Below are 13444 nucleotides of genomic sequence, written 5' to 3'. Positions count from 1 at the left end.
GTTGCGCCGACATCAAAAGGGCGGCCGATCGGGCCGCCCTTTGGAATTTGCGTCAGCTCAGGACGCCGTATTTCCTGAACCAGGCCTGCCCCTGCTTCCAGGCATCTTCCGCGGCGTCCTTGCGGTAGCTACCGCGATAGTCGGCATGGAAGCCATGCGGCGCTTCGGGATAGATCTTGAACTCGTCGGTCTTCTTGTTCTGCGCGAGTGCGGCCTTCATCTGCTCGACCTGCGCGACGGAGATGCCGGTATCGGCGCCGCCATAGAGGCCGAGCACCGGCGCCTTCATTTCGGGTGCGAGCTGCATCGGGCTCTTCGGCCACAGCGGATTGGCGGGATCGACCAGAGTACCGTAGAAGGCAACGCCCGCCTTGAGGGTGCCGCTATGGGCGGCATATTCCCAGACGGTGCGGCCGCCGCGGCAGAAGCCGATGATGCCGAGCCTCGTGGTATCGCCGCCTTGCGATCCAGCCCATGCCGCCGTCGCGTCGAGGTCGGAGAATAGCTCGGCGTCCGGCTTGGCATTGACGACCTGCAGCAGGTCCTTGATCTCGGTGACCTTGGTCAGATCGACGCCCTTGCGGAAGTAATAGTCGGGCGCGACGGCAAATGCACCAAGCTTGGCAAGGCGTCGCGTCACGTCCTTGATGTACTCGTGCAGGCCAAAAATCTCCATCGCCACGATGATCACCGGTGCCTTGGTGTTGCCGGCGGGGCGGGCAAAATAGGCAGGCATCTCTTCGGAGCCGACCTTGATCTTGGCGTCGCCGGCCTGGAGGCCGTTGGTGTCGGTCGTGATCACCTCGGCGCGCACGGGCCCGGCTGCAAGCGTGTAGCCGGCAGCCACGGCCGCGGTGGCGCTCATGAATCCGCGGCGCGAGACCGGCGCGACTTTCGTCAGCCCGACGACGTCGGATGTCATGGTGGTTTCGAAACTCATCATCTATCCCTTCCTGCTGCCTATGTCGTGCCCCCAGGGGCGCCGCATTCGCCAATAATTGCGGGCGAAACGCAAATCACCAGCCTGCGAGCACGCCGCCTTCAGGCCCGCCGCTGGCGCTGTTTCACCGGTGCCGTCTCGGGCATCAGGTTCATCGCGACAAGTCCGACGATTGCCGCCAGCAGGAGATACCAGGCCGGCGCCAGCGGATTGCCGGTGACGTGGAGGAGCCAGGTGACCACGAGCTGCGCCGTGCCGCCGAAGCTCGCGATCGCCACCGCATAGACGGTCGCAAACACGCCGCCGCGGATGTTCTGTGGCAGCGCCTCGGTGAAGGTCGCATAGAACGCCGTAAACGGCAGCGAACCGATGATCGATAGCACGCCGAAGCCGACCAGAAGCGACAGGGCACCCGGTGCGTGGACGATCCACAGGAAGGTTGGATAGGTGAGCAGGAGCGTTGCGAGCTGCGGCCAGATCATGATCGGGTTGCGACCCACGCGATCGGCGAGCCATCCGCCGACAAGTGCGCCGACGAACTGAATGCCGTTGCTGACCAGCGACACCGCAAAGGCAAGCGTCGACGACACATGCAGAGTGCTCTGCGCGTAGGTCGTCATGTATTGCGTGACATAAGTCGAGATCGTGCCGCTCGCCAGAATCATCAACGCCAGCGCGATGAGGCCGAGGTGACGCCTGGCCTGCGAGAGGTGGCCCCCGCTTTCCTTGGCCGCGGTGCCGGCTTTGGCGTGCGGGATCGTCTCCGGCAGCGTCCGCCGCATCCAGAGCCCGAACGGCAGGCAGACGGCCCCGATCAGGAACGCCACGCGCCAGCCATAGGAGTCCAGCATCTCCGGCGCCATGGCTTTACTCAGGATGACGCCGACCAGCGCGCCCGCGGTCGCCGCGATCTCCTGGCTCGCTGGCTGCCAGGCCACGACCAGCGCCCGATGCGCGGGCGGGGCGATCTCGATGAGATAGGCAGTCGTCGGCCCGACTTCCCCGCCGAGCGCGAAACCCTGCGCCATGCGCGCCGCGATCACGATGATGGGCGCGGCAAGGCCGATCGATCGATAGGATGGCGTGAGTGCGATCGTCAGAATCGATAGCCCCATCAGGGCAAAACTGAGCAGCATGGCGGGCCGCCGGCCGATCCGGTCGGAGTAGATGCCGAGCACGATCCCGCCAATCGGCCGCGTCACGAAGCCGGCGCCGAAAGTCGCCAGAGACAGCATCAGGCTGCCGTACTCGCTTCCAGTCGGAAAGAAAGTGTGGCCGATCTGGATGGCGAAGAAGCTGTAGGTGATGAAGTCGTAGAACTCGAGCATATTGCCGATGGTGGCTGCGAGCGCTGCGCGTTTGATGTTGAACGGCGCGGCTTGCTCGATTCCCAACGACACTCTGACATTCCCCGCAAGCGCTCGTGCGCCGGACTTAACCGTCTAGCTGCACTGCATCGCAACATCCATTAACCGAGAAAGACGGTTCTCTCCCGGCCGGTCATGCCCCTCGGCGTTGCCGGCGATGCGCCGGTTCGCGCTTTCGGACGCTTCGACCGCAACAAATGGGCACCGCAGTGGCGACAATGACACATCATGTTGCTCTGTCATCGCACATCATCGTCAATCCGCACGGAAGCCATCGGCATTTGATTGAACTTTTCAGAGAAGTTGAGCCGGGCGATTTACTCGAACTTTCTTCGTGACGCCCTAGTTCCACGGCCGGAAGTTCCATCTCCGGAAACCGAGACGCGTTCTTCCCGGCGCGATCTGCCGTCCGGCCAGGGCGAAGGGTTGCCCGAGTGCTTCATTCTCGTCCCTAGATTGCGCTTGCTCATGGCTCAATTGAATAAAGCTTTATCCGACCTGGAATTGAAATGAACTTGGCTCGCGAATCGATTGAACTGCTGGAGCAGGTCGCGCGCATCCTGTGGTTCGAAGGCACCAAGCACGGATTGCGCGACCGCGAGTGGATGGCGCTGCGATTCCTCTCCCGGGCCAACCCGTTCTCCCGGACACCTTCGGCGCTGGCGAGTTACGTTGGCACCACGCGCGGCACCGCCTCTTTCATCATCGGCGAACTCGAGCGGCACGGTTATCTCGAGCGAAAGCGCTCGACCAAGGACAAGCGCTCGGTGACGCTGAGCGTGACGCAGCAGGGCAAGAAGTTCCTGGTGCGCGACCCCGTCAACGTTCTCGTCGAGGCGATTGCCGTCCTCGACGACGACGTCAAGATCCGCTTTCGCGATACGTTCCGGCACGTGCTGAAGCAGTCTGACGCGGCCGAGCAGCGGCACCACACCGACGTTTGCAGGCGATGCATCTTCCTCCGGGAGGATCGCACCACCACGGACAGCAAGACAACGGTGGAGTTCAGCTGCCGCCTGTTTCGCGCACCGATCGCGGAGACGGAAGTCGATCTGCTATGCACCAGCTTCGAACATCACCGTCAATAGAAGGCCGTCTCGATCACGGCGCCGCCCTGCGCGACGAATAGACGACGCCTCCGCTCGACTCCACCACCAGACGCCCGTCTTCGTTCCTGATGTCCTCGATACGGCCGAGCCCGGGCACCTGCTGTCCCAGCACGGCTTCGATGACGCCGTTCGGGCTTTGCAGGATCGCAATTCCTTCATAGGCTTGGCGGACCGACCAACCCTTGATCACCTTGCGCGGCGCCGACGGAGGAACCGAGCCCGTGACCTCGGGTGCAGCGACCGAGGCCAGCATCGGCATTGCCTGCGACGACGACGGCTGCGATGCGACGCTTGCCGGCGCCGGAGCCTGCACCTGAGCCTGGGCGAGCTTGTCGAGCTTCACTGTGGAGGACGAACTCACCCGCTCGATGCGGTCCAGGTTCTCGGCAAACCTGCCGAAGCGGTCATTGGTCGCCTTGCTCGATTGATCGACCGCGGTGCGCAGGCCGTCGAGATTCTCGGACACGCCCGACACCTGCTTGCGGAGCTGCGCGACCGTCTCGCGCAGATTCCTGATCTCGGTGTTGGCCGCAACGTTGCTCTGGACGGGTTGCGTCGTGGTGAGATAGGCGATCACGCCGGTGCAGGCGCAGACCACCAGGATGACGGCGACCGCCAGTGTTGCGAGCGGCACGACCCAATTCGGGCGCGGCGGCGGCGGCTTGGCCACGATCACGGCCGGCTTGATCACGGCCGGCGCGGGCTTGGGTATTGCCATCTTGTCGAGGCGCGCCTTGGCGCGAATACGCTTCAGCCCCTCGAGCGCCTCTTTCGCCAGAGCCTCGTCACTCGCCGCAACACGCTTTGCGCTCGCAGCGGGCTTGGTCGCTCGTGCCGCATTGTCCCTTGTATCGCGCGCCTCCGGAGCCGGCTTCGCCGCCGCCGAAGCATCCGCGGTCGCGTTGGGACGAGCTTGTCCATCGGACAACATGTGGCAATGCTCCGTTCGGTTCGATCCGTCGAACGGCAACGTTATTCGTCGAAGCTTGCCTGAAACGTGCGCATCGAAAACTTTTCACCGCGCACGATGCGACGTCACACGAGTCGAACGCGTCACAGACGTGGCGAGAGTGCGACTCGAAAGACACACACTCGCCAAGATTTCACCACGCCGGAGACTCGCGGCCACACATGAGTCGAATTGTCGCACGTGGAGACAGCATGGCAGGAGTCAATCCCGGGTTGAAAATCCCTCGACTTGCATGACGAGCGGCACCACCCAAAATGGCTGTAATTGTACGGGGATGCGGAATTTTAGAATCGCTACGATGCAGAACTAGTTCAATTTCCAAATCAACTGATGCGATTGGATATACAAAGAAACAACTCGAAACAAACCAACAGCATCAAGCACACGTAGCAATCGCTTTGTGGCGCACGCTTGATCGGAAATCGGCAATCGTTACGGTCCTAATCAAGTGATTCTCGCCAGTTGGCGAGGAGATCGACAGAGCTTCAGTAGTGTTCGGACGCGATGAGCAACTTGGCGCAACTGTTCTAGGTCGTTTCTCAATCCGCTCCGCGAGGTGATCCGTAAGACACCCGCCGGGCCACGCAGTAAGCGTTCAGTATCGAGTCGAAGTAGCAGGCCTGCGAGACGCAGGCACTGAATGCGTAGGGCTGCCCGCGAATATCGAAACCATAACAACGGTTCGCGGGAAGGAATGTCGTCAAACAGCATCGTTGCCGAGCCGGGGCATCACAACAACCAACCGGCCGCAACAAGTGCGAAACAGGGGCGAAAGACTGATGTATATTATCGTTGATGATCGCGAGAGCGTCGCGAACAGCTACGTCGGAGGGCTCGTTCGCGAAGGCATATCGTCGATCGGCTTCTCCTCGGGAGAATTCTGGGACTGGCTGCAATCTGCGAGTGAATCGGATCTGGCGGCGGTGGACGCCTTCCTGCTCGGGGACTGCGATGCCCGCGGAAGCCTGCCGCGGGCGATGCGCAAGCGCTCCTCGGCTCCCATCATCGCCATGAGCGGCCAGAAGATGCTCAAGAACACGCTGGAGCTGTTCGAATCGGGCGTCGACGACGTCGTGCACGTGCCGATTCACCTGCGCGAAATTCTCGCCCGAACGGCCGCGATCGCGCGCCGCCGGGTCGGCGAACTGCCGAGGCCCTGCGAGACCAGGATCCAGGTCTTCTTCAACGGTCGTGACCCCGAGATTGCGGGCCACGCCCTCACCCTGCCCCGCCGTGAGCTGCGCATTCTCGAATATATGGTGAGCAACCACGGCAAGTGGATCACCAAGACGCAGATCTTCAACGCGGTCTACGGCATCTTCGAGTCGACCTTCGACGAGAGCGTGATCGAGAGCCACGTCAGCAAGCTGCGCAAGAAACTCCGCGACCGCCTCGGCTTCGACGCGATCGTGGCCCGGCGCTACGTCGGATATCGTCTCAACATCCCGGCCGGCGAGACCCTCGACGTTCCGATGCAGGAGCTCGACGAGGTCGGCATCCTCCTGAACAGGGCGCACGCCGCTCCGGCGGCGTATCCGGCAGGTAACTAGCGCGGCAACGATACGAGTCCGGCCTCTGCGGAGATACCCGCAGAGGCCGGCGTGTTTTTAAGGGTCACGGAAGCGGCAGGGATGGCGGCGAAGCGCCGCAACGCGGCGGCAAAGACCGAGCTATGGCTTCTGTAGGAATTCTTCCTTCGACACGTAGTTGAAGTCCTCGATCAGGACGTCCTGGACCACATCGGCCTGCATCCGCTCGTTGACGCGCTGCTTGATGGCCGTCGTGAGCACGGAGAGGTCGTAGCGGGCGAGCTTCCTGAAATCGAGCCGGTCGTCAGCGTAGATCCTGCGGAAGGCCTCGTCGACGACGAACGGCTCCGGCGGAACGTTGAGCTGGTGCATGGTCCGCGCCTCAACCGTATAGACGAAGCGCGCGACGATGTAGCCCTGCACGTTGCCGTTCTCGACCATGGGCACGCTCAGCGCCCGCGTCTTCTGATATTGTAGCCCGTCGAGATATTCGTCCTTCGCCGGCAGCAGGCTGCCGTTTTCCTTCCAATAGGCCACGGCATAGCTCGTGCCCGCGGTGAGAATGCATACCCAGAGCCCGGCCAGCACCAGCCTGATCATTTTCCATCCTGTGCTGCGCGGCCGGTATAGGTGCCGTCCGACTCGGCATCCCTGACCGCCTTGACGATGATGGCCGCGACCTCGCGCACCGCGTCATAGTGCATTTCGAGGACGGAGCGATTTCGCTCCAGCTTCTCGCGCAACCGCTGGATCTCCGCGGTGATCTCGATCTCGCCACCGAGATGCATCCGTGCCCGCATCAGGCGAACGAATTCGAGCATGCTCCGGCTCTTCCGGGCGCTGAAATCGTCGAAATCGATCTTCTTTCCGGTCGTAAGCGCAACCGTCTCCTCCTCGACGATGCTTTCGAGCCGGCGGATCGCCGCCAGCAGGCCGCGCATCTCGTCCGATCTCGCCGCGTCGGTGCCCTCGATCACCGCCTCGACGCCGGGATTCGGCAGGAGCGCGGGCAACAGCGCATTGCCTGCTGCTGCTTCCGTCATCGCCCCGATGTCCGCGACCGGCTGTTCCATCACCACGGCCGCTGCGCCTTCTTGTGCCTGCATAGGAGATTCACCCTTCAACGTCTGTCACCCATTCCCGGATCGTCATCCGGCTTTTCCCGTAGCGTCCGGTCCTGCCGGCTGCGCGGCGGCGAGCTGCCTGGCAATGCCAATGCCCTTGCCCTTGGCCAGCTGGCTACCGAGCTGCTCCGCCAGCATCGACTTCCAGACGCCGCCGGCGGTGCCTTTGCCAAAGACCTCCTCGGACTCCTTCGGCAGCATGGTCTCGACGAAGGTCTGGAGGATGAAGGCCTCGAACTTCCGGTACACCTCGCCGGAGGCCGGCGCCTTGATCACCTGCACCGGTGCGCCGTTCACCGCACCCGACTGCGCGTCGAAAACCTTCGCCGCGGATTGGTCGGCAGTCGACGCCTTGGCCTTGCCGACCTCCGCCTCCATCGTGGCGGCGAAATCGACGTCCGCCGATTTCAGCGCATCGAGCTTCGCGGTCGCCGCGCGCTGCGCCACGGGATCGGCGGCTTCGAGGACGTCGAGGACGAGGTCGGGTGTCGCGGTCACGATCATGTCTTGTTCCGGCTGGCTGACCGCGGCGTCCACTCGCGCACGGCTGGGCTTGTACCCGTCATTTCCTCGAGCGATCGCTTTTCAGCGTCACGAAGCTTGTCCGCAAGCGCCGCCTTGGCCACTTCCTCGAGCTGTTTCACACGGCGGGTCTCGACGCGAACCTGGTCGAGCTGCCGCGAGGCCTGCTCCTCCACGGCGCGGGCGCCGACGCTCGTCCTGTTGAGGCGTCGCGAGATCGATTCACTCGACGACCCCACTGGCGGCTTTCCTTCGTTCAGGGCCCCGATCAGCCATTGCTGCTCGTCCTGCAAGCTGCGCTCCTGCTGTCGCAGTTGCGCGAGCTGCCATTCGGACAGCCGGAGCTGGAGCTTCACCAGCGAGACCATCCGGCCGAGCTTGTCAGCGCGCGACGTCATGGCCGATCACTCCGCGAGCCACGACGAGACACCGAGCATGAACTGCGTCAGGAGCTCGTCGCTGGTGAGATAGAGCAGCAGGAAGCCGCCGAACAGCACGAAGGGCACCGAGATGAAATAGACCGGAATTGCCGGCGTCAGCTTGTTGATCAGGCCGACCGCAAGGTTGACGATAACCGAATAGACGATGAAGGGGCTCGTGATCCGCAGCGTCAGCACGAATGCCTCCGAGAGGCGGCCGACGAGCTGGTCGAGCGCCATGCTGCCGCCGAGCCTGTTGCCGGGGTGCCAAACGTCGTAGGAGTTCATCAGGCCGCGCAGGACCTGCCAGTGTTGGTCGGTCATGAAGAACAGCGTGGTGACGGCCGCCATGATCAGCGGCACCAGGGCCGGCGCCGGGTCGGTGTCGCCGACCGGAGTACCCGGGATGTTGCTCAGCCCGATCGCACTCGCCATCACCGTCGCCATGGTCTGGAGTGCGAGAAAGAACACGCGCCCGCCGAGCCCGATGACGCTGCCGACCACGAGCTCGGAGCAAATCAAGAGCGCCAGCGTCAGCGGCGCTGCGTTGTCCGTGAGCGGTTTCAGGACGGCGATCAGGATCGGCGTCAGCGCAAACGTCGTGACCAGCGCGACGAAGAGGCGGACCTGGGCCGGAACGTTGACGCTGGAGTAGCCGGGCACCAGCATCAGGCAGGCACCGATGCGGCAGAACACGATGAACGTCACCAGCACGCTGTCGGCGAGACCAGAGATCACGATACGGCTCCGAGCGCCCTGATCTCGGCGCTGCGCGCGACCTCGACATGCGACAGGATCGGCAAGGTCGGAAACACCCGCTCCAGGATCATCCGGACATAGGGACGAGCCTCGGGAGTCACCGCCAGCACCACGCTGGTGCCGTTCTCGGTGAACTTGCGGATTGCGGCGCTGGCCTCGGTCGCGAACTGCTCGATCAGGCGCGGATCGGCGTCGAACTCGACGACGTCGCCCTTGGCATCGCGCTTCAGGCTCTGATGGAAAGCGAGGTCCCAGCGATTACCGAGCCTGACGACGTTGAGCACGCCGTTGTCGGAGAGGTCGCCACAGATCTGCTGGGCAAGACGCGTCCGCACATGCTCTGCGACCTGCTCGGAGCGCCGCACATGCGGCGCGATCTCGGCGATCGCCTCCAGGATGAGGTGAAGGTTGCGAATGGAGACTCGTTCGGCCAGCAGGATCTTCAGGATCGCCAGCAGGCCCGAATAGGAGATCTGGGAGGGACAGAGATCCTCGACCAGGCGCTTGTATTCGGGATCGAGCCGGTCGAGCAGTCCGCGCATGTCCTTGTAGGACAACAGCTGGGCGAGGTTCGCCCGGATCACCTCGCTGAGATGCGTGAGCAGCACCGACAGATTGTCGACCGGCTTGCAGCCCTGACGCTTGACTTCGTCGGTGAAGGCTTCTGTCACCCATAGCGCCTTCATACCGAAGGCGGGCTCGATCACCTCTTCGCCGGGGACGTCGGGCTTGCCGTCCTTGTCGACCAGCACCAGTACCTCGCCGAGCCTGAGCTCGCCATGGGCGACGCGGGTATCGTGGATCCGGATCTGGTAGCCCTTGAGGCCGATCGACAGATTGTCGCTGAGCTTGATCTCAGGGATCACGAAGCCGTACTGCTTGGCGAACTTCTTGCGGATCTTGGCGACGCGGTGCGCAAGCTCGTTGCGCGAGCCCAGCAGATGGACCGAAAGATGGCCGCCGAGCGCCAGCTCGATTTCCGCAGTCTTGAGCTGTTCCTTGACCGATTCCTTGGCCTCGGCCTGGGCACGCTCGTCGGCCTTGCGCGCATCCTCCTTCTGCTTCAGCGCCGCCTGCCGCTTCGGCAGCGAGTAGCCGACGAAAGCCATGACGCCGCCGAGCAGCAGGAACGGCGCCATCGGCAATCCCGGCATCAAGGCGAGCACGAACATCATCAGCGCGGCGGCCGACACCGCGCGCGGATAGCCGCCGAGCTGTCGCAGCACCGCCTGCTCCGCCGAGCCCCTGGTGCCGCCCTTGGAGACCAGCAGGCCCGCCGACAGCGACACGATCAGCGCCGGCATCTGCGACACCAGACCGTCGCCGACGGAGAGCTTCGTGTAGACGTCGGCGGCACGCGACAAAGTCAGCCCGTGATGGGTGACGCCGATGATGATGCCGCCGAAAATGTTGATCGCGGTGATGAGCAGGCCGGCGATGGCATCGCCCCGAACGAATTTCGATGCACCGTCCATGGCACCGAAGAACGCGCTCTCCTCTTCGAGCTCGCGGCGACGGCGCTGGGCTTCCTTGTCGTCGATCAGGCCGGCGGACAGATCCGCGTCGATCGCCATCTGCTTGCCGGGGATGGCGTCGAGGGTGAAACGGGCGCCGACTTCCGCGATACGCGTCGCACCCTTGGTGATCACGACGAAATTCACCGTGACCAGGATCGCGAAGATGATCAGGCCGATGACGAAGTCGCCGCCCATGACGAATTTGGAGAAGCCGGCAACGACGTAGCCCGCGGCCTGTTCGCCCTCCCCGCCCCGCGACAGGATCAGGCGTGTTGTCGCAATGTTCAGCGCAAGGCGCAGGATGGTCGCGATCAGCAGCACGGTCGGGAAGGCCGAGAAGTCGAGCGGCCGCTGGATCCACAGCGCGACCATCAGGATCAGTGCCGACAGCGCGATGGAGAAGGCAAGGCCGAGGTCGATCAGGATCGGCGGTATCGGCAGGAACAGGATCGTGAGCATGGTCACGATACCGGCTGCAAAGAAGGCGTCCGCCCCGAGGCGGCGCGGGCTGGGCAGGCTAGCAGCTAACGTATCGGCCATGGGTCACCGGCAGAGGTCCGGGTCGCAATCTGCCGCGCAAAGCTTACGCGAGGGTGGTGGCCGCGGCGATCAGAAGCCGTGCTCGATCCGCGAATAGACCATCTCGGTGAAGGTGGAGAGATGGGCGCCGATGAACGAGCCTGAAACGGCGACGACCAGGAGAATGACGATGATCTTGGGAACGAAGGTCAGCGTCACCTCCTGAATCTGGGTCAGGGCCTGGATCAGCGCAATGACGGTGCCGACCAGCATCGCGGCCCCGACCGCGGGCCCGGAAGCGACGATGATGGTCCAGATCGCGGCCTGGACGATGTCGAGGGCGTCCCGCTCGTTCATGACTGGCTGATCGTGAGTCCGGGGCCGACCGCGACTTTCGTGCCGTTTTCGAGGGTCGCGATGGAGCCGTCGCTGTTGATGGAGACGGAGACGACCTTGCCGCTGAAGTTCGCGCCGGTCGAATCGGTGAAGCTGACGGTCTTCCCGATCAGCCCGTTGGCCTGCGACAGCGACTGCGAGGACAGCAGCGCGTCGAGCTTCGAATTGGTCTGCATGGCCTGCTCGACCGTCGAGAGCTGCGCGAACTGGCTCATGTATTGCGAGGTATCCATCGGATTGGTCGGATCCTGGTTCTTCATCTCGGCGACGAGGAGCTGAAGAAACGTGTTGTAATCGACACTGTTGCTCGACGTGGTCGTCGTGGAACTGGTCGAACTGGAATTGCCGGTCGTGTCGGTCGCGCTGGTGACGTTCATGTGGCCTCTCCGCTGTCAGGCAGCCTCGAATGGGGAAACGGTGGCGGCGCCGGCCAGGATGGCCTGCTCCACCGGGAACAGCGCCCGGATCCGCTTGAGCGCCTCGAAGTAGCGGGTCGTCTCGACCAGCTCGTCGATCGCGGCAAGCCCGTCGATCATCTCGCGGTTCTCGCACACCACCAGCAGGGCGGCGTGATGCTGGGCGTAGAGCACTGATGCGTCCTTGACGTCGGTCGGGTTCATCAGCATCAGCTGCACGATGAAATAGAGCTGCCGCATCGCCGTGGTGGCGTCAGGTGCCTGCATGACCTGCCCTTCGAGCAGGAACATCACGTCGTTGACGAGCTCGACGGAGACTTTGCGGTCCACGCGCAGCACCGCACCGTTGATGTAGATCCGTTCACCCGCCCGCAAGGAGATTTTCATCAAAGAGCGTCTCGGATCAAACGGTTGATTTCGATGAGCTGCATCACGTCGTTCGATTTCTCTTCGCGAAGGCGGTCGGCTTCCTTGACGACCCACAAGCCGATCGAGATGATGTCGGCTCGCAGCTTGTCCGGAAGTCCGTTCTCCGGGTGCGAGAGATCTTCGATAAAGATCGTCCACAGCCGCCGCACATAGAGCAGGCTCTCGACCAGATCCTCGAGGCGGAATCCACCTCGCTGAATCCGCTCGAGCCGGTCGATGCCGAGGCTGAGCGCCTGCCGCTCGCGGCCCCGCGCCTCATGACCGCTCTCGTCGACGACCGCTTCATAGGCTTCAAACGTCATCTGAATCACTCACAGGAGACCGAATAACAAGACGAAGGTTGCGAGCCTTGCCAGCGAGCCTTGCCGGCGAGCTTTGGCTCAGAGATAGTTGATGAGGCTGATCTTCTGGAGCTGCGAGGTGAGCGCGAGCGCCGTCTGGATCTGGGTCTGCAAGGTGTTGACCCGGACCGAGGCCTCGGTCGGGTCGACCGCTTCCATCTTGACGATCTGGTCGTTGAGGATGTCCTTCTGGATCTTCAGCTTCTCGGTTGCGCCGGTGACCCGTTGCTGGATCGATCCGACGGTGCCTCCGAGCACGGCGAGATCGTTGATCGCACCGCTGACGAGGCTGATGGCCTTGTCGACGACGACCTGGAACGTATCCTTGCTCAGGCTCGTGTTGCCGAGATCGGTCAGCATGGTGTAGGCCTCGGCCAGCTTGCGGAAGCCGGGCTGGTTGGCGCTGACGGAGCTGTCGACGACCTCGGTCGTGGAGATGCGGCTCGACAGCGTCTGGTCGGTGGCCGACGACCAGTTGGTGTTCCAGGCCGGGCTCGCGAACTCGCTATCGAGGGTGTTGTCGAGGAAATTCTGCATTTGCGCCGGCGTGATTGTGCTCACGCTGGCCGACGACTGCGAGAAGCCGAAGCTCGCCAGGAAGTCGGCATCGACCTGGTTCTTGCTGGCCGAGCCGGCCGTGTAGTTCGTGACCGGCACGGTCTGCGTATTGATGCCGCCGAACAGGTACGCCCCATTGTAGGAGACGTTGAGCGCACCGATCAGATCCTGAAGGTTCGCTGAAGCGCTCGGCAGGATGATCTTTGCACCGCTGTCGGCATCGCGGGCCGCGATCAGGTTCTTGAGGAATTCCGACGCGGTCGTGCCGAGCTGGGTGATCCGGTTCTGCGTCACGTCGAGCCGGCCCGCGACGAGCTCGTTGGTATCGACGAGCTGGTCGGCGAAGTTGAATTCGGCGCGCAGGCTCACGTCGCGGCCCGTGCCCGTGCCGAGCTCGAGGCCGACATCGGCGAAACGGCCGGTGGTCGCCTCCTTCGAGGCCTTGCTCAGGGCGGCCTGGTTGTTCGTGATCGAGGACCTCAAGGCCGAGGACAGCATCAGGGTCGAGATGTAGTTCGCGCTCATCATG

General features: G+C 63.3%; 16 protein-coding genes. 2 read left to right on the top strand and 14 right to left on the bottom strand.

Translation table 11 applies throughout. The annotated features are described in order from the left end of the window. Positions 1-52: 52 nt before the first annotated feature. Both NLM27_RS00400 and NLM27_RS00395 read right to left on the bottom strand, forming a co-directional pair. A complete protein-coding gene (locus tag NLM27_RS00400) occupies positions 53-940 on the bottom strand; it encodes a dienelactone hydrolase family protein (RefSeq protein WP_254148718.1) in 888 nt (295 codons plus the stop codon). 101 nt (positions 941-1041) lie between these two features. Then, a complete protein-coding gene (locus tag NLM27_RS00395) occupies positions 1042-2268 on the bottom strand; it encodes an MFS transporter (RefSeq protein WP_254148717.1) in 1227 nt (408 codons plus the stop codon). A gap of 548 nt (positions 2269-2816) precedes the next feature. Between NLM27_RS00395 and NLM27_RS00390 the strand changes: the two genes are divergently transcribed. Further along, the gene (locus NLM27_RS00390) at positions 2817-3395 is read left to right on the top strand and encodes a MarR family winged helix-turn-helix transcriptional regulator (RefSeq protein ID WP_254141449.1); all 579 of its coding nucleotides are present in this window, start codon (positions 2817-2819) and stop codon (positions 3393-3395) included. A gap of 13 nt (positions 3396-3408) precedes the next feature. On the opposite strand, the gene NLM27_RS00385 is transcribed toward NLM27_RS00390, so the two are convergent. Continuing rightward, on the bottom strand, positions 3409-4347 hold the full coding sequence (locus tag NLM27_RS00385; RefSeq protein ID WP_254141448.1) for a hypothetical protein: 939 nt from the start codon (positions 4345-4347) through the stop codon (positions 3409-3411). An 818-nt stretch (positions 4348-5165) separates the two neighbouring features. Between NLM27_RS00385 and NLM27_RS00380 the strand changes: the two genes are divergently transcribed. Continuing rightward, complete coding sequence (locus NLM27_RS00380) at positions 5166-5936, top strand: response regulator transcription factor (RefSeq protein WP_254141447.1); 771 nt, start codon at positions 5166-5168, stop codon at positions 5934-5936. Between the two features lie 120 nt (positions 5937-6056). Here the strand turns inward: NLM27_RS00380 and NLM27_RS00375 are convergent, their stop codons facing one another. The 11 genes from NLM27_RS00375 to NLM27_RS00325 all read right to left on the bottom strand — a co-directional run bounded on the left by NLM27_RS00375 (position 6057) and on the right by NLM27_RS00325 (position 13443). Then, positions 6057-6515 (bottom strand): hypothetical protein, encoded by a 459-nt coding sequence (locus NLM27_RS00375; RefSeq protein WP_254141446.1) that lies wholly within the window; start codon positions 6513-6515, stop codon positions 6057-6059. Further along, on the bottom strand, positions 6512-7021 hold the full coding sequence (locus NLM27_RS00370; protein ID WP_254141445.1) for a flagellar biosynthesis protein FlgN: 510 nt from the start codon (positions 7019-7021) through the stop codon (positions 6512-6514). Before NLM27_RS00370 ends, NLM27_RS00375 begins: the two co-directional genes overlap by 4 nt. A 42-nt stretch (positions 7022-7063) precedes the next feature. Next, positions 7064-7543, bottom strand: a complete 480-nt coding sequence (locus NLM27_RS00365; RefSeq protein WP_254141444.1) for a rod-binding protein — start codon at positions 7541-7543, stop codon at positions 7064-7066. Further along, entirely contained in the window at positions 7540-7959 is a 420-nt protein-coding gene (locus NLM27_RS00360) for a hypothetical protein (RefSeq protein ID WP_254141443.1), read from the bottom strand. Before NLM27_RS00360 ends, NLM27_RS00365 begins: the two co-directional genes overlap by 4 nt. 6 nt (positions 7960-7965) lie before the next feature. Next, positions 7966-8718, bottom strand: a complete 753-nt coding sequence (fliR, locus tag NLM27_RS00355; protein WP_128943755.1) for a flagellar biosynthesis protein FliR — start codon at positions 8716-8718, stop codon at positions 7966-7968. Further along, positions 8715-10796, bottom strand: coding sequence for a flagellar biosynthesis protein FlhA (gene flhA, locus NLM27_RS00350; protein WP_254141442.1), 2082 nt, complete (start codon positions 10794-10796; stop codon positions 8715-8717). Before flhA ends, fliR begins: the two co-directional genes overlap by 4 nt. Before the next feature lie 69 nt (positions 10797-10865). Beyond that, a complete protein-coding gene (gene fliQ, locus NLM27_RS00345) occupies positions 10866-11132 on the bottom strand; it encodes a flagellar biosynthesis protein FliQ (RefSeq protein ID WP_027572776.1) in 267 nt (88 codons plus the stop codon). Further along, positions 11129-11548, bottom strand: coding sequence for a flagellar hook assembly protein FlgD (flgD, locus tag NLM27_RS00340; protein ID WP_254141441.1), 420 nt, complete (start codon positions 11546-11548; stop codon positions 11129-11131). Before flgD ends, fliQ begins: the two co-directional genes overlap by 4 nt. Positions 11549-11563: 15 nt before the next feature. Further along, positions 11564-11974, bottom strand: a complete 411-nt coding sequence (gene flbT, locus NLM27_RS00335; RefSeq protein ID WP_254141440.1) for a flagellar biosynthesis repressor FlbT — start codon at positions 11972-11974, stop codon at positions 11564-11566. Continuing rightward, positions 11974-12318, bottom strand: coding sequence for a flagellar biosynthesis regulator FlaF (gene flaF / locus NLM27_RS00330; protein WP_128956043.1), 345 nt, complete (start codon positions 12316-12318; stop codon positions 11974-11976). Before flaF ends, flbT begins: the two co-directional genes overlap by 1 nt. A 78-nt stretch (positions 12319-12396) precedes the next feature. Further along, complete coding sequence (locus NLM27_RS00325; RefSeq protein WP_254141439.1) at positions 12397-13443, bottom strand: flagellar hook-associated family protein; 1047 nt, start codon at positions 13441-13443, stop codon at positions 12397-12399. Between the last annotated feature and the right edge of the window lies 1 nt (position 13444).

The sequence above is a fragment of the Bradyrhizobium sp. CCGB12 genome (assembly GCF_024199845.1).
Classification (GTDB): Bacteria; Pseudomonadota; Alphaproteobacteria; order Rhizobiales; family Xanthobacteraceae; genus Bradyrhizobium.
This window is presented reverse-complemented; position numbering and strand designations above follow the sequence as displayed.